Consider the following 21,957-nt stretch of genomic DNA (forward strand, 5'->3'; position numbering starts at 1 on the left):
TTGGTTCTCCGCAGTCCGAGCGCGATCAGAGGTCAGTGGTGCCGAGGGCCAGGCCGATCAGGTCGTCGGCGTCCATGGCGTCGATCTCGTCCAGTTGGTCGTCCGCCTCGGCCGGCGGCTCCTCGGGCGCCGCGCCGGCCAGGGCGAGCAGCGCGTCGAGCAGGCCGGCGGCGCGCAGCCGGGCCGGCGCGATGGTGGCCAGGAGCCGGCTGACCTCGCCGTCGGAGGCGGCCGCACCGGCCGCACCCGCCGGGCCGTCCGGCTCGGCCGGTGCGGCCGGGGCCAGTTCGGCGAGCAGGTACGCGGCCAGTGCGTCCGGCCGCGGGTGGTCGAAGACCAGCGTCGCCGGGAGCCGGAGCCCGGTGGCGGCGCCCAGCCGGTTGCGCAGCTCGACGGCGGTCAGCGAGTCGAAGCCGAGCTGCTTGAACGCGAGGTCCGGCCGGATCGCGTCGTCGGTGGCGTGACCGAGTACGACGGCCGCGTTGGTGCGCACCAACTCCAGCAGGGCGCGCGCCCGTTCGGCCTCGGGCAGGGCGGCCAGCCGGCGGGCCGGCGCGTCCGCTCCGCCGGGCTCGGCGACCGCCACCGCGCGGCGGGCCGGCGAGCCGATCAGCCGGCGCAGCAGCGGCGGCACCGACGAGGACTGGAGGGCGGTGCGGGCGGTCGCGACGTCGAGCCTCATGGCCACCAGCAGGGCCTCGTCGGCGTCCAGGGCCGAGTCGAACATCGCCAGGCCGTCGGCGTCGGAGAGCGGGCGGACGCCGGAGCGGCGCAGCCGGGTCAGGTCGGCGTCGTCGAGGTGGCCGGTCATCCCGCTGGCCTGCTCCCACAGGCCCCAGGCGATCGACAGGCCGGGCAGCCCCGCGGCGCGGCGGTGCTGGGCGAGGCCGTCGAGGAAGGCGTTGGCCGCCGCGTAGTTGCCCTGGCCGGGGCCGCCCAGGACGGCGGCCGAGGAGGAGAAGAGGACGAAGGAGCCGAGGTCGGCGTCCCGGGTCAGCTCGTGCAGGTGCCAGGCGGCGTCCACCTTCGGGCGGAGCACCGCCGCCACCTGGGCGGGGGTCAGCGAGGCGATCACCGCGTCGTCCAGCACGCCGGCGGCGTGGACGACGCCGGTGAGCGGGTGCTCGGCCGGGACGGCGGCGAGCACCCGTGCCAGGGCGTCGCGGTCGGCCGTGTCGCAGGCGGTGACCGTCACCCGGGCGCCCAGGGCGGTGAGTTCGGCGGTCAGCTCGGCCGCGCCCGCAGCCTCCGGGCCGCGCCGGCCGAGCAGCAGCAGGTGCCGCACGCCGTGCTCGGCGACCAGGCGGCGGGCGACCAGGCCGCCCAGCACGCCCGTGCCGCCGGTGACCAGCACGGTGCCGTCCGGGTCCGGCCCGGAAGGCATCGTGAGCACCACCTTGCCGGTGTGGCGGGCCTGGCTCATGAAGCGGAACGCGTCCGGTGCGCGCCGCACGTCCCAGGTGCGGGCGGGGATCGGGTGGAGCGTGCCGCGCTCGAACAGCGGCATCAGCTCGGCCGTCATCCGGCCGATCCGGTCGTAGCCGGCCTCGATCAGGTCGAACCAGAGGTAGGAGGTGCCGGGGTGGGCGGCGGTGACCTCGGCCGCGTCGCGGATGTCGGTCTTGCCCATCTCGGCGAACCGGCCGCCGTCCGCGAGCAGCCGCAGCGATGCGTCGACGAACTCGTTGGCGAGCGAGTTCAGGACCACGTCCACGCCCCGGCCGCCGGTGGCGGCGCGGATCCGCTGCTCGAAGTCGAGGTCGCGGGAGGAGGCGATCCGGTCCTCCGGGACACCCAGTGAGCGCAGGGTGTCCCACTTGGCCGGGCTCGCCGTGGTGAACACCTCGGCGCCCAGGTGGCGGGCGAGTTGGATCGCGGCCATGCCCACGCCGCCGGTCGCCGAGTGGATCAGCACCGACTCGCCGGGGGCGAGCCGGGCGAGGTCCACCAGGCCGTAGTAGGCGGTGAGGAAGGCGATCGGCACCGAGGCGCCCTCGGTGAACGTCCAGTGCGCGGGCAGCGGGACGAGCAGCCGGTGGTCGACCACGGCGACCGGCCCGAACGAGCCGGGCACCATGCCCATCACGCGGTCGCCCGGGGCGAACCCGGTCACGTCGGGGGCGGTCTCCAGGACGACGCCGGCCGCCTCGCCGCCCATCACGTCCTGGTCGACCATGCCCAGGCCGAGCAGCACGTCGCGGAAGTTCATCCCGGCGGCGCGTACGGCCACCCGGACCTGACCCGGGCCGAGCGGCGCGCCGGCCGCGGGGTACGGGATCAGGGCGAGGTTCTCCAGGGTGCCCTTGGCGGTGGTGTCCAGCCGCCAGCCGGCGCCGTCCGCCGGCGGCTCCAGCAGCCGGCCGGTGGCGCCGCGGACCAGCCGAGGGGCATACAACCTGCCGTCACGGAGCGCGAGTTGCGGCTCGTCGGTGGCGAGGGCGGCGGCGAGCGCGTCCTGCGGGGCGGGGGAGTGCCGGTCGTCGAGGTCGATCAGGACGAAACGGCCCGGGTGCTCGGTCTGGGCGGAGCGCAGCAGGCCCCAGAGCGGAGCGGCGACCAGGTCGCGCACGCCCTCGCCGCTGCCGGCCGGGACGGCGCCCGAGGTCAGGACGACCAGCCGGGAGGTGCTGAAATGCTCGGCAGACAACCACTGCTGAAGCAGCGTCAGAGTGTCGGCGGTGAGGTCGCGGACGGCGGAGGGGACGTCCGGCGACTCGGCGCCGGTGCACGTGACCAGCACGGCGTCGGGAACGGTCGCACCCGCAGCGACGGCCTCGGCCAGAGCGGCCAGGTCGGGGTGGCCGCCGATCCGCAGGCCCTCGGTCAGGCCCAGCCGGTCGGTGCCGAGCAGGACCCAGCGCCCGGCGGCCGCCTCGGCGGGGGCCGGGAGCTCCGTCCACTCCACCCGCAGCAGCGGGTCCGCGCCGTCCTCGCGCGCCGCCTGCAGCCGCTCCCGGTCCACCGGGCGGCTCGCCAGCGTCGCCACCCCGGCCACCGGGGCGCCGGACGCGTCGGCCACCTGGAGGGCGATCCCGTCCGCACCGGCCGGGGAGACCCGCACGCGCAGCGCAGTCGCACCCGTGGCGTGCAGGGCGACACCGCTCCACGAGAACGGCAGCCGCACCTCGCCGGGCGAGGCGGCGGCGGTCGCGTGCAGGGCCGCGTCCAGCAGCGCGGGGTGCAGGCCGAAGCGCGCGGCGTCCTCGTGCTGCTCGGCCGGCAACCGCACCTCGGCGAACAGGTCGTCGCCCCGACGCCAGAGCGCGCACAGCCCCTGGAACGCCGGACCGTAGCCGAGGCCGTCCTCGGCCAGCCGGGGGTAGAGCCCGGCGACGTCCACCGGCACCGCGCCAGCCGGCGGCCAGACGGCGAGGTCCCAGGCCGGGCGCTCGGCGCCGACGGCCAGCACGCCGGTGGCGTGCCGGGACCAGGGGGCATCGGGGCGGTCGGGGCGGGAGTGCAGCGAGAAGGCGCGGCGGCCGTCCTCCTCCGGCGGGCCGATCCGGAGCTGGAGCTGGAGGGTGCCCTCGTCGGGGAGCAGGAGCGGTGCCTGGAGCGTCAGCTCGTCGAGGACGTCGCAGCCGGCGTGGTCACCGGCCCGGAGGGCGAGCTCGACGAGCGCGGTGCCGGGCAGGAGGACGGTACCGAAGACGGCGTGGTCGGCGAGCCAGGGGTGGGTGGTGAGGGAGATCTGGCCGGTGAGGATGATCTCGTCGCCGTCGGCGAGGGGGAGCAGTGCGCTGAGCAGGGGGTGTTCGGCGGGGGTGAGGCCGGCGGCGGTGACGTCTCCGGCCACGGCCGGGGCGTCCAGCCAGAAGCGTTCGCGCTGGAAGGGGTAGGTGGGCAGGTCGAGCTGGGCGGTGGGGAGGGGCTCCGTGGTCGGCCACGTGACGGTGGCGCCGTGGACGTGGGCCTCGGCGAGGGAGGTGAGCAGCCGGCGGAGGCCGCCCTCGTCACGGCGCAGCGAACCGGTGACCAGCGCCTGCCGGCCGGCGTCCTCGGTGACGTCCTGCACGGACGTGGTGAGGACGGGGTGGGGGCTGGCCTCGATGAAGGCGTGGTGGCCGTCGGTGTGGGCGGCGTGGGTGGCGTCGGTGAAGCGGACGGTCTGGCGGAGGTTGGTGTACCAGTAGTCGGCGTCGAGGGTCGTGGTGTCGATCAGACCGCCGGTGACCGTGGAGTAGAAGGGGACGGTGGCTTCGCGCGGTGCGATGCCGGTCAGCTTCTGGGCGAGTTGGGTCTGGATGGCTTCGACGTGGGGGGAGTGGGAGGCGTAGTCGACGTCGATGCGGCGGGCGCGGATCTGCTGCTGTTCGCAGTGGTTGAGGAGTTCGTCGAGGGCGTCGCGGTCGCCGGCGACGACCGTGGCGGTGGGGCCGTTGTGGGCGGCGACGGTGAGACGTCCGTCCCACTGCTTGAGCAGCTCGGCCGCGTCGTCCTGGGACAGCGGGAGGGAGGCCATGCCGCCGCGGCCGCTGATGGCGAGGATGGCCTGGCTGCGTAGGGCGGCGACGCGTGCGCCGTCCTCCAACGAGAGTGCTCCGGCGACGGTGGCGGCGGCGATCTCGCCCTGGGAGTGGCCGATGACGGCGGCGGGCTCGATCCCGAGGGAGCGCCAGAGTTCGGCGAGGGAGACCATGACGGCGAACAGGGCGGGCTGCACGACATCCACCCTGGTCAGCTCGTCCTTGCCGCGCAGCACCTCCGTGAGCGACCAGTCGACGTGTGGGGCGAGTGCTGCTTCGCAGTTGGCGATCCACTGGGCGAACACCGGGGAGGTGTCGAGGAGTTCGGCGCCCATGCCGATCCACTGGGAGCCCTGGCCGGGGAAGACGAAGACGGGCCGGTCGAAGGTGCCGCTGCCATGGACGACGCCGGGGGCGGCGGTGCCGTCGGCGAGGGCGGTCAGGCCGTTCAGCAGCTCGGCGCGGTTCTCTCCGATCACCACGGCCCGCTGCTCGAACACCGACCGGCCCGACACCAACGCCCCGGCCACTGCGGCCGGTTCCCACTCCGGGTGGGCCTCGACGGCCGCCCGCAGCTGCCCGGCCTGCTCACGCAACGCCCGCTCGTCCCGCGCCGACAGCACCCACGGCAGCACGCCGCCGTCCGCTGTGCCCGGGTCGGCCGCCGGCACCTCCGGTGCCTGCTCCAGGACCACGTGCGCATTGGTCCCGCTCACGCCGAACGAGGACACGGCCGCCCGCCGCGGGCGCCCGGTCTGCGGCCACTCCTGCGCCTCGGTGAGCAGCGCGACCGCCCCGGCGGTCCAGTCCACGTGCGGCGTCGGCTCGTCGACGTGCAGGGTCCGCGGCAGCACGCCGTTGCGCATCGCCATGACCATCTTGATCACGCCGCCGACCCCGGCCGCGGCCTGGGTGTGGCCGAGGTTGGACTTCAACGACCCCAGCCAGAGCGGCCGTTCGGCCGGCCGCTCCTGCCCGTAGGTGGCCAGCAGGGCCTGGGCCTCGATCGGGTCGCCGAGCTTGGTGCCCGTGCCGTGCGCCTCGACGGCGTCGATCAGGTCGGGCGAGAGTTCGGCCTCGGCGAGGGCCTGGCGGATCACCCGCTGCTGCGAGGGCCCGTTGGGCGCGGAGAGGTTGCTGCTCGCGCCGTCCTGGTTGACCGACGACCCGCGCAGGACCGCCAGCACCCGGTGCCCGTTGCGCTCGGCGTCCGACAGGCGCTCGACCAGCAGCATTCCGGCGCCCTCGCCCCACGCCGTCCCGTCGGCGGCGGCGGCGAAGGACTTGCAGCGCCCGTCCCGGGCGAGGCCGCCCTGGCGGCTGAACTCGACGAAGGTGCTCGGGGTGGCCATCACCGTGACGCCGCCGGCCAGCGCCATCGTGCAGTCGCCGCGACGGATCGCCTGTGCCGCCAGGTGCAGGGCGACCAGCGACGAGGAGCACGCCGTGTCCACCGTCACCGCCGGCCCCTCCAGGCCGAGGACGTAGGCGATCCGGCCGGAGGCGACGCTGCCCGCCGTCCCGCTCCCCAGGAAGCCCGCGACCGACTCGTCCACCGGGCCGAGGCGGGTGCCGTAGTCGTGGTACATCAGCCCGGTGAACACGCCGACCCGGGCCCCGCGCACGGTCGCCGGCCGGATGCCCGCCTGCTCGAAGGCCTCCCACGCGGTCTCCAGCAGCAGCCGCTGCTGCGGGTCCATCGCCACGGCCTCGCGCGGGCTGATGCCGAAGAACGCGGGGTCGAACCGGTCCGCGTCGTCGAGGAAGCCGCCCTCGCACACGTAGGACGTGCCGGGGCGCAGGGCGTCGGGGTCGTAGAAGTCCTCCACCCGCCAGCCGCGCCCGGCGGGCGGTTCGCCGACGGCGTCCCGCCCGGCGGCCACCAGGTCCCACAGGTCCTCCGGCGTCCGCACCCCGCCCGGGTACCGGCAGCTCATTCCGACGATCGCGATCGGGTCGCGGTCGGCCGCCTCCAGTTCGGCCACCCTGCGGCGAGCCTCGCCGAGCTCGGCGGCAGCCCACCGGAGGTGCTCGCGAAGCTTGTCTTCTTGTGCCACTTGAGCCTGCTCCTAAAGCCGGTGCGGGTGTCGACCTGGTCCTTCGCCTCAGCGGGCGCGCAACTGGTCGAGTACGTCGAAGAGTTCGTCGTCGGTGGCCGAGGCGAGGTTGGGCCGGTCGGTGCCGTCCCGGCCGTCGTCCCCCCAGCGGGCGAGGAGGTCCTTCAGCCGGTGGGTGATCGCCGTCCGGGCCTGGTCGTCGTCGGTGTAGGGCGTCAGGAACTGCTCCAGTCGGTCGAGTTCGGCGAGCGCGGGGCCCACCGCCGCGGTCTCCCCGGTGTCGAACTCGGCGCAGAGGTGGTCGGCCAGCACCTCTGCGGTGGGGTAGTCGAACACCAAGGTGCTGGGCAGCTGGAGGCCGGTGGCGTCCTGCAGCCGTTCCTGGAGTTCGAGGTTGGCGAGCGAGTCGAAGCCCAGGTCGACGAAGCCCTGGCCCGGGTCGATGGACTCGGGCGTGGACTCGGCCAGCACGACCGCCGCGTGGGTGCGCACCAGGTCGAGCAGGGCGCGCCGGCGGTCGGCCTCCGGCATCGCCCGCAGGCGCTGCGCGAAGCCGGTCGTCCGGTCCTGCTCCTGCTCGTGGTCCGGCCCCGGCGCGGGCGCCGACACCGCCGCCGTGGGCACCGGCGCCGTGGCCGACTCCCGCAGCAGCGAGGGAACTTGTCCCTGGTCGGACCGGCCCCGCAGTACCGCGAGGTCCAGTCGAACGGGGACGAGCACCGACTCATTGATCATGATACGGGCGGTGTCGAAGAGATCAAGTGCCTCCGGCGTCGAAAGCGCGCCGACGCCGTCCCTGGCCAACCGGCCCATGCTGAGGGGGTCCAGACCCTCCGTCAGCTTGCTGCGCTCCGCCCACAGCCCCCAGGCCAGGGAAAGACCGGGCAGGCCCTCGGCGTGGCGCCGCTGCGCGAGCGCGTCGAGGAAGGCGTTGGCGGCCGCGTAGTTGGCCTGTCCGGCGGTGCCGAAGGTGCCCGAGGCGGAGGAGAACAGCACGAAGGCGTCGAGCCCGGCGTCGCGGGTCAGCTCGTGCAGGTGCCAGGCCGCGTCGACCTTCGGCTGCAGGACGGCGGCAAGCCGCTCGGGCGTGAGCGTGGTGAGCAGGCCGTCGTCGGCCACGCCGGCCGCGTGCACGACCGCCCGCAGCGGGTGGGCCGCGGGGACCGACCGCAGCAGGGCGGCCAGGGCCTCCCGGTCGGCGGTGTCGCAGGCGGCGACGGTGATCTCGGCCCCCCGCTCGGCTAGTTCCGCCACCAGCCCGGCCACGCCCGGCGTCTTCTCGCCCCGGCGGCCCGCCAGCAGGAGGTGCCGGGCGCCGCGCTCGACCAGGTGCCGGGCGAGCAGGCCGCCCAGGGTGCCGGTGCCGCCGGTGACCAGGACGGTGCCGTCCGGGTCGAAGGCGGCGGTGCCGCCGCCGGCGACCGGCTCGGCCTCCGCCAGCCGCGGTGCCAGCAGACCGGTCCGGCGGAGCGCCAGCTGGGGCTCGTCGGAGGCGAGTGCCGCCGCCAGCTCGGCCGCGGTGGGCGTCGCCCCGTCGAGGTCCAGCAGGCCGAAGCGCCGGGGGTGTTCGGACTGGGCGGACCGGAGCAGGCCCCAGACGGCCGCCGCCGCGAGGTCGGGGGCGGGGTCGCCGGCGCCGGTGGACTGGGCGCCGTTCGTCACCACGACCAGTCGCGCGGCCGCGAACCGCGGCTCGGCCAGCCAGGTGCGGACCAGCCGGAGCGCGTCCGCCGTGGCGGCGTGGACGGCGGTCGGCACGTCGCCGCCCGTCGGAGCGAGCGGCACGAGGACCACGTCCGGCACGGGGGTGCCGGCGGCGGCCAGCGCGGCGAGGTCGGGGTGGCGCTCCGGCGAGGCGTCCGGCAGTCCGGTGCCCACCACCGCCGTCCGCACGGCGGCCGGGTGCGGGGCCGGCGACACCGGCGCCCAGCGGACGCGCCACAGGGCGCCGGAGCCGGCGGCGGCCCCGGGCAGCCGGCGGGAGCGCAGGCTCGCCACCGTGGCCACCGGCACGCCCGCCGGGTCGGCGGCCTCGACGGTCACCGCGTCCGGGCCGGCCGGGGCGAGCCGCACCCGCAGGGCCGTCGCGCCGGCGGCCCGGACCGAGACGCCGTGCCAGGCGAACGGCACCGGCGTCGGCCCGTCCGCCTGCTCCGCCCCGGCCGCGTAGGCCTGCAGGGCGGCGTCCAGCAGCGCCGGGTGGAGGCCGTAGCGGCCGGCATCGGCCCGGTCCTCCTCCGCCAGCGCCACCTCGGCGAACACCTCCTCGCCGCGCCGCCAGAGCGCGCGCAGCCCGCGGAAGGCCGGGCCGTAGTCGATGCCGAGGTCGGCGAAGCGGCGGTAGCAGCCGTCCAGGCCGACCGGCTCGGCGCCGGCCGGCGGCCACGCGACCAGGTCGGACGAGACGGCCGGCGCGTCGGGCGTCAGCGTGCCGGTGGCGTGCCGGGTCCAGGCGGCGTCCTCGGGAACGGCCGGGCGCGAGGACAGCTCCACCGCGCGGTGACCTGAGCCGTCCGCGGCGTCGACGGTCAGCCGGATCCGGACGCCGGCCTCCGCGGCGGCCTCGGGTCCGGGCAGCTCCAGCGGGGCGTGCAGGGTCAGCTCGCCCAGCTGCGGGCAGCCCGTCTGCGCGCCGGCCTCGCGGACCAGCTCGACCACGGCGGTGCCGGGCAGCAGCACCCGGCCCTGCACGGTGTGGTCGGCGAGCCAGGGCAGCTCGCGCGGGGAGAGCCGGCCGGTGAACAACAGCCCGCCGTCGTCCGGCAGTTCGACCAGGGCCCGGAGCAGCGGGTGGCCTGCGGCCGTGAGGCCGGCGGCGGTCACGTCGGGGTCGGCCGGTCCGTCCTCCAGCCAGTACCGCCGGCGCTGGAAGGCGTAGGTCGGCAGGTCCACCGGGCGGAGCCCGGCGACCGGGAACCCCGCCGAGAAGCGGACCGCCGCGCCGTGGACGTGCAGGTCGGCCAGCGCGGGGAGGAACCCGTCCGCGGCGGCGATCACCCGGACGTCGGGCCCGACGACGGCGGTGATCCGTTCGGCCCGGTCGGTGCCGAGGACGACGAAACGGCTGTGCCCGCGCTCCAGCAGCGTGCGCAGGGAGGCGTCCACGGCGTCGGTGAGCAGCGGAATCCGGCTCTCCGTCAGGGTGGCCGCCTCGCCGGAGACCGCCGCGCGCGCACCGTCCACCAGGGACAGCGCCCCCGCGACGCAGGCACCGGCCACCGTGCCGGCACCCGGTGCCACCACGGCGGCCGGGTCCACCCCGTGCTCCGCCCAGAGCCCGGCGAGGGCCACCAGCACCGCCCACGCCACCGCCCGGCCGACCTCGGGACGCGCCGGATCGGGCGCGCCCGCGGCGCCGCGCAGCACGTCCGTCGCGGACCAGCCGGCGACCTCGCGCAGCGCGGCGTCGCACTCGGCGAGCCGCGCGGCGAACAGCGGTGTGGTGTCCAGTAGCTGCACCACCCGGTCCGGACGCTCCAGCGGCGAATCCGGCAGGACGAACACCACCGGGCCGTCGTCCCGGGCGACGCCCGTGACCAGGCCGGACCGGGCCTCGCCCGCGGCCAGCGCCGCCAGGCCCGCCCGCAGCTCGCCGAGGTTTGCGCCCAGCAGCACGGCCCGGTGCTCGAAGGCCGCCCGGTGGCGCGCCAGTGCCGCACCGACCTCGGCCGCCGTCTGCTCGGGATGCGCGGCCAAGTGGTCCAGCAGCCGCGCGGCCTGCGCGCGCAGCGCGGCTCCGGTCCGGCCGGAGAGCACCCACGGCACGGACGCCCCGGCGGCGGGCCGCGGCCCGGCCTCCTGCACCGGGAGGTCGGCGGCGGCTTCCTCGGCGGCGGTCTCCTCGGTGGCCTGCTCCAGGATGAGGTGCGCGTTGGTCCCGCTGACCCCGAAGGACGACACGCCGGCCCGGCGCGGCCGCCCGGTGGCCGGCCACTCCCGGGCCCCGGTCAACGGCGACACCGCGCCCGCCGACCAGTCCACGTGCGGATTGGGCTCGTCGAAGTGGAGGGTGCGCGGCAGCACGCCGTGCCGGATCGCCATCACGGTCTTGATCACGCCCGCCACACCGGCCGCCGCCTGCGCGTGGCCGATGTTGGACTTCACCGAGCCGAGGTACAGCGGCTCCTCGCCGGACCGGTCCTGGCCGTAGGTGGCGAGCAGCGCCTGTGCCTCGATCGGATCGCCGAGCGTCGTCCCGGTGCCGTGCGCCTCCACCGCGTCCACCTCGCGGGCGGTCAGGCCTGCGTGCTCCAGCGCCTGCCGGATCACCCGCTGCTGGGCGGGCCCGCTCGGCGCCGTCAGCCCGCTGCTGGCGCCGTCCTGGTTGACCGCGCTGCCCCGGATCACCGCGAGCACCCGGCGCCCGTTGCGCCGGGCGTCCGACAGCCGCTCCAGCAGCAGCATCCCGACGCCCTCGCCGAGGCCCGTGCCGTCGGCCCCGGCCGCGAAGGCCTTGCACCGCGCGTCGGTGGCCAGGCCGCGCTGCCGGCTGAACTCGACCAGCGCCATCGGCGAGGCCATCACGGTCACCCCGCCGGCCAGCGCCAGCGAGCAGTCGCCGTTCCGCAGCGCCTGCGCGGCCTGGTGCAGCGCCACCAGCGACGAGGAGCACGCGGTGTCCAGCGTGACGGCCGGGCCCTCCAGGCCGAAGGTGTACGCGACCCGGCCGGAGGCGACGCTGCCGGTGCTGCCGTTGCCGACGTAGCCCTCGAACTCGCCCGGCACCCGGCGCAGTCGCGAGGCGTAGTCCTGGTAGATCACCCCGGCGAAGACGCCGGTCCGGGTGCCGCGCACCGACGCCGGGTCGATCCCGGCCCGCTCGAAGGCCTCCCAGGCCGTTTCGAGCAGCAGCCGCTGCTGCGGGTCGGTGGCCAGCGCCTCCCGGGCGCTCATGCCGAAGAACGCCGGGTCGAACTCGGCGGCGTCGTACAGGAACCCGCCCTCGCGGACGTACACCGAGCCGTGCCGGGCCGGGTCCGGGTCGTAGAGGCCCTCGCCCCAGCCGCGGTCGGCCGGGAACGGGGAGATCACGTCCCGCTCCTCGGCCACCAGCCGCCAGAGGTCCTCGGGGGAGGCGACCCCGCCGGGGAAGCGGCACGCCATGCCGACGATCGCGATCGGCTCGCGGGCCGCCTCCTCGACCTCCTGCAGCCGCCGGCGCGTCCGGCGCAGGTCGATGGTCAGCCGCTTGAGGGTGTCGAGGACCTTCTCGTCGCTCGTCATTGCGCTGTGCGCCTCTCTGTTCAACGCGGGCTCCGACGACGGGGCCGGGTGGGCAGGTTCACGAGTTCCGCAGTTCGCCGTCGACGATGTCGAGCAGCTCGTCGAGCGTCGCGTCGCCGAACTCGTCCTCGTCGTCGGCGGGTTCGACGGGGTCGGCGGCGCCGCCGGCGTCCAGCTGGGCCACCAGCCCGCGCAGCCGGGCGGCGAGCCGCTCGCGCCGCGGATCCCCGGTGGCGAGGTCGCGCAGACCGGCCTCCAGGCTGTCGAGGTCGAGCAGCTCCGGCTCCTCGGCCGGCCGCGACAGCTGCCGCAGCAGCTCACCGAGGTGCTCGGCGACGGCGACCGGCGTCGGGTGGTCGAAGACCAGCGTCGCCGGCAGCCGCAGGCCGGTGGCCGCGTTCAGCCGGTTCCGCAGCTCGACCGCGCGCAGCGAGTCGAACCCGGACTCCAGGAAGCCGCGCCCGCTGCCGACCTCCTGCGGCGAGGCGTGGCCGAGCACCGCGGCCACCTGGGCCCGCACCAACTCGACCAGCGCATGCGACTGTTCGGCGGCCGAGAGCCCGGCGAGCGACAGCCTGGCACCGGCCTCGGCCGGCGCGTCGGCCTGCGCCGCGCGCCGGGGCGCCGCGCCGAGCAGGGCGCGCAGCAGCGGAGACCGTCCCGCCGGCTCACCGCCGCGCAGCGCGGGCAGGTCCAGCCGGACCGGCAGCACCAGCGGCCGCTCCTGGGCGAGTGCCGCGTCGAACAGCGCCAGGCCCTCCGAGGTGGACATCGGCAGCACACCGGAGCGCTTCATCCGCGCCCGGTCCGCCTCGCTCAGGCCGCCGGTCATCGCGCTGACCGCGGACCACAGGCCCCACGCCATCGACACCCCGGGCAGACCCAGTGCGCGGCGGTGCGCGGCCAGGGCGTCCAGGTAGGCGTTGGCGGCGGCGTAGTTGGCCTGGCCGGCGTTGCCCAGCAGCCCGCCCGCCGCCGAGAACAGTACGAACAGCGCCGGCTTGGCGTCCCGGGTCAGCTCGTGCAGGTTCCACGCGGCGTCCGCCTTCGGCCGCAGGACGGCGGCCAGCCGCTCGGGCGTGATCGTGGCGAGCGTGCCGTCGTCCAGCACCCCGGCCGCGTGCACCACCCCGGTCAACGGGTGCTCGACGGGGACGGCGGCGAGCACCGCGGCCAGGGCCTCCCGGTCGGCCGCGTCACACGCGGCGACCGTCACCTCGGCACCCGACTCGGCCAGCGAGCGGACGAGTTCGGCGGCTCCACGGGCCTGCCGGCCCTGCCGGCTGAGCAGCACCAGGTGCCGGACGCCGCGCGCCTCGACCAGGTGCCGGGCGACCAGCGCGCCCAGCGTGCCCGTCCCGCCGGTGATCAGGACCGTGCCCTCCGGGTCCGGCGCGGGGGCGACGGACGGGCCGTCGGCGGGGCGCAGCCGTGCCAGCCGGGGCACGAACACCCGGCCGGCACGGACCGCGTACTGCGGCTCGGCGCCGTCCAGCAGGAGCGGCAGCGTGCCGGAGGCGTCGGACACGGCGCAGTCGAGGTCCACCAGGACCAGCCGGTCCGGGTGCTCGGCCTGCGCGGAGCGCACCGCGCCCCACACGGCGGCCGCGGCGAGATCCGGCGAGCCGCCCCGGTCGTCGGCGTCGACGGCCCCGCGGGTCACCAGCACCAGGCGGGAGGCGGCGAACCGGTCGTCGGCCGTCCAGGCCTGCAGCAGCGACAGCGCCCGCTCCACCGCCTGCCGGGCGGCGTCCGCCGACACGGTGTCCGCGTCGGGCTCCGGCATCCACGGGACCACGACGGCCTCGGGCACCGGCGCCCCGGCGCCGACCGCGTCGGCGAGGGCGGCGAGGTCGGGGTGGGCGGTTCCCGCGATTCCGGTGAGCGCGTCGGGGCCGCCGAGTACGGCGTGGTGGACGGCGCGGGCGGCGGGGCGGCCGGGCAGCTCGGCCCACGCCACCTCGAAGAGCGAGTCGGCGGCGGCGCGCTGGACGGCCGAGCCGAGCTGCGCCGGGGAGAGCGGCCGGACGGCGAGCGACTCGACCGTGGCCACCGGCAGGCCGGTCTGGTCGGCGACCGCCAGCGACATCTCGTCCGGCCCGGTCGGCGTCAGCCGGACCCGCAGCGCGGTGGCGCCGGTGGCGTGCAGGGCGACATCGGTCCACGCGAACGGCAGCCGCACCCGCTCCGCGCCGTCGACCAGCGTGGTGTGCAGGGCCGCGTCCAGCAGCGCGGGGTGAAGGCCGAACCGGCCGGCGTCGGCGAACTGCTCCTGCGGCAGCCGGACCTCGCCGTAGACCTCCTCGCCGAGGCGCCAGGCGGCGCGCAGCCCGCGGAACGCCGGCCCGTACCCGAGACCGTCATCGGCCAGCCGCTCGTAGAGGCCGTCGAGGGTGACCGGCACGGCGCCGGCCGGCGGCCACACGGCGCCGGTGGCCCACCCGGAGGCGGGCCCGGCCGGGGCGGCGGTGCCGATCGCGTGGCAGGTCCAGGCGGTGGTGGCCTCGGCGGTGTCGGGAGCGGAGTGGATGGTGAGGGGCCGGCGGCCCGCGCCGTCCGACGCACCGACGCGCACCTGGACCCGGACCGCCTGCTGCTCGGGCAGGACGAGGGGCACCTGGAGGGTCAGCTCCTCCAGACGGTCGCAGCCGAGCCGGCGGCCGGCATGCAGGGCGAGTTCGACGAGCGAGGTGCCGGAGGCGAGGACGGTGTCCCAGACGGCGTGGTCGGCCAGCCAGGGGTGGGTGGCGACCGAGAGCCGGCCGGTGAGGATCACGCCCTCGTCCTCGGGCAGCGGGACGGCCGCGGCGAGCATCGGGTGCTCTCCGGCGTCGAGCCCGGCGGTGCGCGGGTTGGCGGCTGCGGGCGGAGTGAGCCAGAAGCGCTCGCGCTGGAAGGGGTAGGTGGGGAGGTCGGGGTGGGTGGCGGGGTGGAGGAAGGGGGTCCAGTTGAGGGGGTGGCCGTGGTTGTGGAGGTGGGTGGCGGAGGTGAGGAGGCGGGTCCAGGTGTCTTCGTTGCGGCGGAGGGTGCCGGTGACGATGACGGTTTCCGTGTCGAGGGTTTCTTCGATGGCGGGGGTGAGGACGGGGTGGGGGCTGGCCTCGATGTAGGTGGTGTGGCCGTTGGTGTGGGCGGCGTGGGTGGCGTCGGTGAAGCGGACGGTCTGGCGGAGGTTGGTGTACCAGTAAGCCGCGTCCAGCTGGCGGGTGTTGATCAGACCGCCCGTGACCGTGGAGTAGAACGGGACGGTGGCTTCGCGCGGTGCGATGCCGGTCAGCTTCTGGGCGAGTTGGGTCTGGATGGCTTCGACGTGGGGGGAGTGGGAGGCGTAGTCGACGTCGATGCGGCGGGCGCGGATCTGCTGCTGTTCGCAGTGGTTGAGGAGTTCGTCGAGGGCGTCGCGGTCGCCGGCGATGACGGTGGTGGTGGGGCCGTTGTGGGCGGCGACGGTGAGTCGGCCGTCCCACTGCTTGAGGAGGGCGGTGGCGTCCTCAGCGCTGAGGGGGAGGGAGGCCATGCCGCCGTGTCCGCTGATGGCGAGGATGGCCTGGCTGCGTAGGGCGGCGATGCGTGCGCCGTCCTCCAACGAGAGGGCTCCGGCGACGGTGGCGGCGGCGATCTCGCCCTGGGAGTGGCCGATGACGGCGGCGGGCTCGATCCCGAGGGAGCGCCAGAGTTCGGCGAGGGAGACCATGACGGCGAACAGGGCGGGCTGCACGACATCCACCCTGGTCAGCTCGTCCTTGCCGCGCAGCACCTCCGTGAGCGACCAGTCGACGTGTGGGGCGAGCGCTGCTTCGCAGTTGGCGATCCACTGGGCGAACACCGGGGAGGTGTCGAGGAGTTCGGCGCCCATGCCGATCCATTGGGAGCCCTGGCCGGGGAAGACGAAGACGGGCCGGTCGTGGGTGCCGTGGCCGATGGGGGCGGTGCCGTCGGCGAGCGCGGTCAGGGTGGTGAGGAGTTCGTCGTGGTTCTGGCCGAGGGCGACGGCGCGGTGGTCGAGGGCGGCACGTCCGGTGAGCAGGGTGTGGCCGACGGCCCGCAGGTCGGTGTCGGGGTGGTCCTGCAGGAAGGTGGCGAGCTGTCCGGCCTGGGCGCGCAGGGCGCGTTCGTCCCGCGCGGAGAGCACCCACGGCACCACCGACGACGGCGAGTTGCTCTCGGCCGTCTCCCGGTGCGGCTCCTCCGGCGCCTCCTCCAGGATGAGGTGCGCGTTGGTCCCGCTGATCCCGAAGGCCGACACGCCCGCTCGGCGCGGACGCCCGTCCGCCTGCGGCCACTCCTGCGCGTCGGTGAGCACCGAGACGGCGCCGGAGGCCCAGTCCACGTGCGTGGTCGGCTCGTCGACGTGCAGGGTGCGCGGCAGGACGCCGTTCCGGAGCGCGAGCACCATCTTGATGACGCCGGCGACGCCCGCCGCGGCCTGGGTGTGGCCGATGTTGGACTTCACCGAGCCGAGCCAGAGCGGCCGTTCTTCCGATCGGCCCTGCCCGTAGGTGGCCAGCAGGGCCTGGGCCTCGATCGGGTCCCCGAGCCGGGTGCCCGTTCCGTGCGCCTCGACGGCGTCCACCTCCGCGGCCGTCAGCCGGGCGTCCGCCAGCGCCGCCCGGATCACCCGCTGCTGCGAGGGCCCGTTCGGCGCGGCGAGACCGTTGCTGGCGCCGTCCTGGTTGATCGCCGAGCCGCGCACCACCGCGAGGACCGGGTGTCCGTTGCGCCGGGCGTCCGACAGCCGCTCCAGCAGCACGACCCCGGCGCCCTCGGCGAGGCCGAAGCCGTCCGCGGAGTCGGAGAACGCCTGGCAACGGCCGCTCTGGGACAGTGCGCCCATCCGGCTGAAGCCGATGAATGAGTCGGGCGTCGGCATCACGACCGCGCCGCCCGCGATCGCCATCGAGCACTCGCCGTTGCGCAGGGCCCGGCCGGCCAGGTGCAGGGCGACGAGCGAGGACGAGCACGCCGTGTCGACGGTGATCGCCGGGCCCTCCAGCCCGAAGGCGTAGGCCAGTCGGCCCGAGATGACGCTGGTGACGCTGCCGGTGATGACGTAGTCCTCGATGGCGGCCGGCGCCTCGGCCGAGCTGACGCCGTAGCCGTGCTGCATCGCACCGACGAAGGCACCGGTGCGGCTGCCGCGCAGCGTGGTGATGTCGATGCCGGCGCGCTCGAAGGCCTCCCAGGAGGTCTCCAGGAGCAGCCGCTGCTGCGGGTCCATCGCCAGGGCCTCGCGCGGGCTGATCCCGAAGAACGCGGGGTCGAACCGGTCGACGTCCTGGAGGAAACCGCCCTGCTGGCCGGAGACCGCGTCCAGGTCCCAGCCACGGTCGGTGGGCAGGCCGGAAACCACGTCGCCGTCCGTGACGAGCAGCTGCCAGAGCGCCTCGGGGGTCGTGACGCCGCCCGGGAACCGGCAGGCCATGCCGACGATCGCGATCGCCTCGTCGTCCGCCGCGCCGGCCGATCCGGTCGGAGCGGCGGTGACTGCCTCCTCGACTGCGCCCAACTCCAGCACTTCGCGCCGCAGTTGGGCGGCGATGGCGGCAGGTGTCGGATAGTCGAAGACCAGGGTCGCCGGCAGGCGCAGGCCGGTCGCGGATGCCAACCGGTTCCGCAGCTCGACCGCGGTCAGGGACTCGAAGCCGAGCTCCTTGAAGGCGCGTTCGGGACGGACGGCGTCCTGGTCGCGCCGCCCCAGCACCGCGACGGCGTGGGTGGTGACCAGGTCCACGAGCACCCGGAGCTGCTCCGGCTCGGAGAGGTCGGCCAGGGAGCGCCGGAGTTCGGAGCCGGCGCCCGACGTGTTGGCCTCCGCCTCGGCCGAGGATGCCAGCACCGCGCGGGCCTCGGGGAGTTCGGCCAGCAGCGGGCTCGGGCGCAGGGCGGTGAACAGGGGGACGAAGCGGTCCCAGTCGATCTCGGCGACCGCGACGAAGGTGTCGTCCTGGTCCAGAGCCTGCTGGAGGGCGGCGATCGCCGCCTCGGGACGCATCAGCGGGAGACCCTGCCCGCGCACGCGCTGACGGGTCCGCTCGACGTCCAGGTCGCCGAGGTTCTTCCAGGTGTTGACGGCGTCCTCCCAGACGCCCCAGGCCACCGACACCATCGGCAGACCGTCCGCGCGGCCCTGTTCGGCCAGCGCGTCCAGCGCCGCGTTGGCGGCCGCGTACGCGGCGTGGTCCCCACTGCCCCAGAAACCGGCGATCGAGGAGAAGAGCACGAAGGCGTCCAGCGCCTCCGGGTCGAGCAGGTCGGCGAGGTGCCGGGCACCGTCCACCTTGGCGGCCAGCACCTGGTCGAGGCTCTCCAGCCCGGTGTCGGCCACGGACGTCAGCTCGATGAACGCGGCCGTGTGCAGGACCGCCCGCACCGTGTGGCCGTCCGCCCGCAGCCCGTCGAGCAGCGCGGACACCGCCTCGCGGTCCGCGATGTCGCACGCGGCCAGGGTGACGGCCACGCCCTGCGCGGTCAGCTCGGCGGCCAGGTCCGTCGCACCCGGCGCGTTCGGGCCGGAGCGGCTGGCCAGGACGAGGTGCTCGGCGCCGTTGTCGGCCAGCCAGCGCGCGAGCCGGGGGCCGAGGCTCCCGGTACCGCCGGTGACCAGCACCGTGCCGCGCGGGCGCCACCGTCGGACCGGCCTGGTCTCCCCGAGCGGCGCGTGCACCATCCGCCGGGCGAACAGCCCGGCCGGCCGCACCGCGATCTGGTCCTCGTCGGACGCCCCTGCCAGCACCCGGACCAACTGGCCGAGCGAGCGCTCGTCGGGCTGCTCCGGCAGGTCGACCAGACCGCCCCAGAGCTGCGACTGCTCCAGCGCGACGACCCGGCCGAGGCCCCACAGCTGGGCCTGCACGGGGTCGGCCGGCGCGTCGGACGGCCCGGCGGACACGGCGCCGTGGGTCGCACACCACAGCGGCGCCCGGACGCCGAGGTCGGCCAGCGCCTGGACGAGCGTCAGCGTCAGCGAGAGGCCGACCGTCACCGTCCGCTTCCCGGGGCACCGGCGGTCGTCCAGCCCGAGGAAGGACAGTACGCCGGCGCGGTCGGACTCGTCGTCGGCGAGCAGCTCGCGCAGCCGCGTGGCCAGGACCTCGCGGTCCGCGTCCGCGTCGGCGACCTCCAGCAGAACGGTCCGCGCGCCGCGAACGCCGAGCATGCGGGTGGCGTCGGCGACCCACGCGGCCTCGGCGTGGCCGGCCGGCACGACGACCAGCCAGGTACCGGTGAGGGCCGACGCGGTGTGCCCGGCGACCGGCTTCCAGGCGATCCGGTACCGCCAGTCGTCCACCACGGAACGGTCGAGGCTCTGTCGGTGCCAGGCGGAGAGCGCGGGCAGCAGGGTGGTCAGCGACCGGCGCTGCTCCTCGTCCTCGACCTCCAGCGTCGCGGCCAGGGCGGCGGCGTCCTGCTCCGCGACGGCCTCCCAGAAGCCCGCGTCCACCGCGGTGGCCTCGGCCTGGCCCGAGCCGGCCGGGGCGGCGTCCTCGATCCACAGGTGCTGGTGCTGGAAGGGGTAGGTGGGGAGGTCGGGGTGGGTGGCGGGGTGGAGGAAGGGGGTCCAGTTGAGGGGGTGGCCGTGGTTGTGGAGGTGGGTGGCGGAGGTGAGGAGGCGGGTCCAGGTGTCTTCGTTGCGGCGGAGGGTGCCGGTGACGATGACGGTTTCCGTGTCGAGGGTTTCTTCGATGGCGGGGGTGAGGACGGGGTGGGGGCTGGCCTCGATGTAGGTGGTGTGGCCGTTGGTGTGGGCGGCGTGGGTGGCGTCGGTGAAGCGGACGGTCTGGCGGAGGTTGGTGTACCAGTAAGCCGCGTCCAGCTGGCGGGTGTCGATCAGACCGCCCGTGACCGTGGAGTAGAACGGGACGGACGCTGCCTGAGGCGTCAGACCGGCGAGCTGGGTGGCCAGGTCGGCTTGGATGGCTTCGACGTGGGGGGAGTGGGAGGCGTAGTCGACGTCGATGCGGCGGGCGCGGATCTGCTGCTGTTCGCAGTGGTTGAGGAGTTCGTCGAGGGCGTCGCGGTCGCCGGCGATGACGGTGGTGGTGGGGCCGTTGTGGGCGGCGACGGTGAGTCGGCCGTCCCAGCGGGCGAGGAGGGCGGTGGCGTCCTCAGCGCTGAGGGGGAGGGAGGCCATGCCGCCGTGTCCGCTGATGGCGAGGATGGCCTGGCTGCGTAGGGCGGCGACGCGTGCGCCGTCCTCCAACGAGAGGGCTCCGGCGACGGTGGCGGCGGCGATCTCGCCTTGGGAGTGGCCGATGACGGCGGCGGGCTCGATCCCGAGGGAGCGCCAGAGTTCGGCGAGGGAGACCATGACGGCGAACAGGGCGGGCTGGATGACGTCGACGCGGGTGAGGTCGTCGTTGCCGCGCAGGACGTCGGTCAGTGACCAGTCGACGTGTGGGGCGAGTGCTGCTTCGCAGTTGGCGATCCACTGGGCGAACACCGGGGAGGTGTCGAGGAGTTCGGCGCCCATGCCGATCCATTGGGAGCCCTGGCCGGGGAAGACGAAGACGGGCCGGTCGTGGGTGCCGTGGCCGATGGGGGCGGTGCCGTCGGCGAGCGCGGTCAGGGTGGTGAGGAGTTCGTCGTGGTTCTGGCCGAGGGCGACGGCGCGGTGGTCGAGGGCGGCGCGTCCGGTGAGCAGGGTGTGGCCGACGGCCCGCAGGTCGGTGTCGGGGTGGTCCTGCAGGAAGGTGGCGAGCTGTCCGGCCTGGGCGCGCAGGGCGCGTTCGTCCCGGGCGGAGAGCACCCACGGCACGACCGACGACGGCGAGTTGCTCTCGGCCGTCTCCCGGTGCGGCTCCTCCGGCGCCTCCTCCAGGATCACATGCGCGTTCGTCCCACTGATCCCGAACGAGGAGACGGCGGCCCGCCGGGCGCGCTCGCCGGCCGGCCACTCCTGCGCCTCGGTGAGCAGCGAGACGGCCCCGGCCGACCAGTCCACGTGTGTGGTCGGCTCGTCGACGTGCAGGGTCCGCGGCAGCACGCCGTTGCGCATCGCCATGACCATCTTGATCACGCCGCCGACGCCGGCCGCCGCCTGGGCGTGCCCGATGTTGGACTTCAACGACCCCAGCCAGAGCGGCTGTTCGGCCGAGCGGTCCTGGCCGTAGGTGGCGAGCAGGGCCTGGGCCTCGATCGGGTCCCCGAGCTTGGTGCCCGTGCCGTGCGCCTCGACCGCGTCCACCTCCGCGGCCGTCAGCCGGGCGTTCTTCAACGCGTCGCGGATCGCCCGCTGTTGGGCCGGACCGTTCGGCGCGGAGAAGCCGCTGCTGCTCCCGTCCTGGTTGATCGCCGAGCCGCGGACCACCGCCAGCACCCGGTGCCCGTTGCGCTGGGCGTCCGAGAGGCGCTCCACCAGCAGGATGCCCACGCCCTCCGCCCAGCCGGTCCCGTCCGCCGCGGCGGCGAACGCCCGGCAGCGGCCGTCCGGAGAGAGCGCGCGCTGGCGGCTGAACTCGACGAACCCGCCCGGCCCGGTCATCACGGTGACGCCGCCGACGAGCGCCATCGTGCACTCGCCGTTCCGCAGCGCCTGTGCTGCCAGGTGCAGGGCGACCAGCGACGACGAGCACGCCGTGTCGACCGTGACGGCCGGCCCCTCCAGGCCCAGCGTGTAGGCCACCCGGCCCGACACCACGCTGCCGAGGCTGCCCGTCATGAGGTAGCCCTCAAGGTCCTCGGGCGCCTGGCGCAGCCGCGCGGCGTAGTCCTGGTGCATCACTCCGGCGAAGACCCCGGTTCGCGTGCCGCGCACCGACGCCGGGTCGATGCCGGCCTGCTCGAAGGCCTCCCAGGAGGTCTCCAGCAGCAGCCGCTGCTGCGGGTGCATGGCCATGGCCTCGCGCGGGCTGATCCCGAAGAAGTCGGGGTCGAACAGCGGGGCCTCGTGCAGGAACCCGCCGGCCCGGGTGTAGGTCTTGCCGACCGCCTCCGGATCGGGGTCGAACAGCGACTCCACGTCCCAGCCGCGGTCCTCCGGGAAGGCGGAGATCGCGTCCCGGCCGTCGGCGACCAACTGCCAGAGGTCCTCGGGGGACTTGACGCCTCCGGGGTAGCGGCAGGCCATGCCGACGATGGCGATCGGCTCGGAGGCCGCGGCGGTCAGCTTGCGGTTCTGCTGCCGCAGCACCTCGGCCTCCTTGAGGGAGGCCCGCAGCGCCTTGACGACTTCTTCACTGGTGGTCATCGAGAACTCCGAAACTCCGAGCCGT

General features: G+C 75.6%; 1 protein-coding gene and 2 pseudogenes. All 3 read right to left on the reverse strand.

Features of this window, described 5'->3' with window-relative positions; translation table 11 throughout:
* Positions 1-25 precede the first annotated feature (25 nt).
* Positions 26-6,508: pseudogene (locus tag RMN57_RS33070) on the reverse strand (SDR family NAD(P)-dependent oxidoreductase); the annotation flags it as partial.
* 63 nt (positions 6,509-6,571) lie between these two features.
* A pseudogene (locus RMN57_RS33075) lies at positions 6,572-11,707 on the reverse strand (SDR family NAD(P)-dependent oxidoreductase); the annotation flags it as partial.
* A 97-nt stretch (positions 11,708-11,804) separates the two neighbouring features.
* Positions 11,805-21,932 (reverse strand): type I polyketide synthase, encoded by a 10,128-nt coding sequence (locus tag RMN57_RS33080; RefSeq protein ID WP_313766969.1) that lies wholly within the window; start codon positions 21,930-21,932, stop codon positions 11,805-11,807.
* Positions 21,933-21,957 lie beyond the last annotated feature (25 nt).

It is taken from the genome of Kitasatospora sp. CM 4170 (assembly GCF_032110285.1).
GTDB classification, from domain to species: Bacteria; Actinomycetota; Actinomycetes; order Streptomycetales; family Streptomycetaceae; genus Kitasatospora; species Kitasatospora aburaviensis.

Bases quoted from the DNA above. Each gene is read 5' to 3' on its own strand.
- RMN57_RS33080 (WP_313766969.1), bottom strand. From the start codon at position 21,932: ATGACCACCAGTGAAGAAGTCGTCAAGGCGCTGCGGGCCTCCCTCAAG.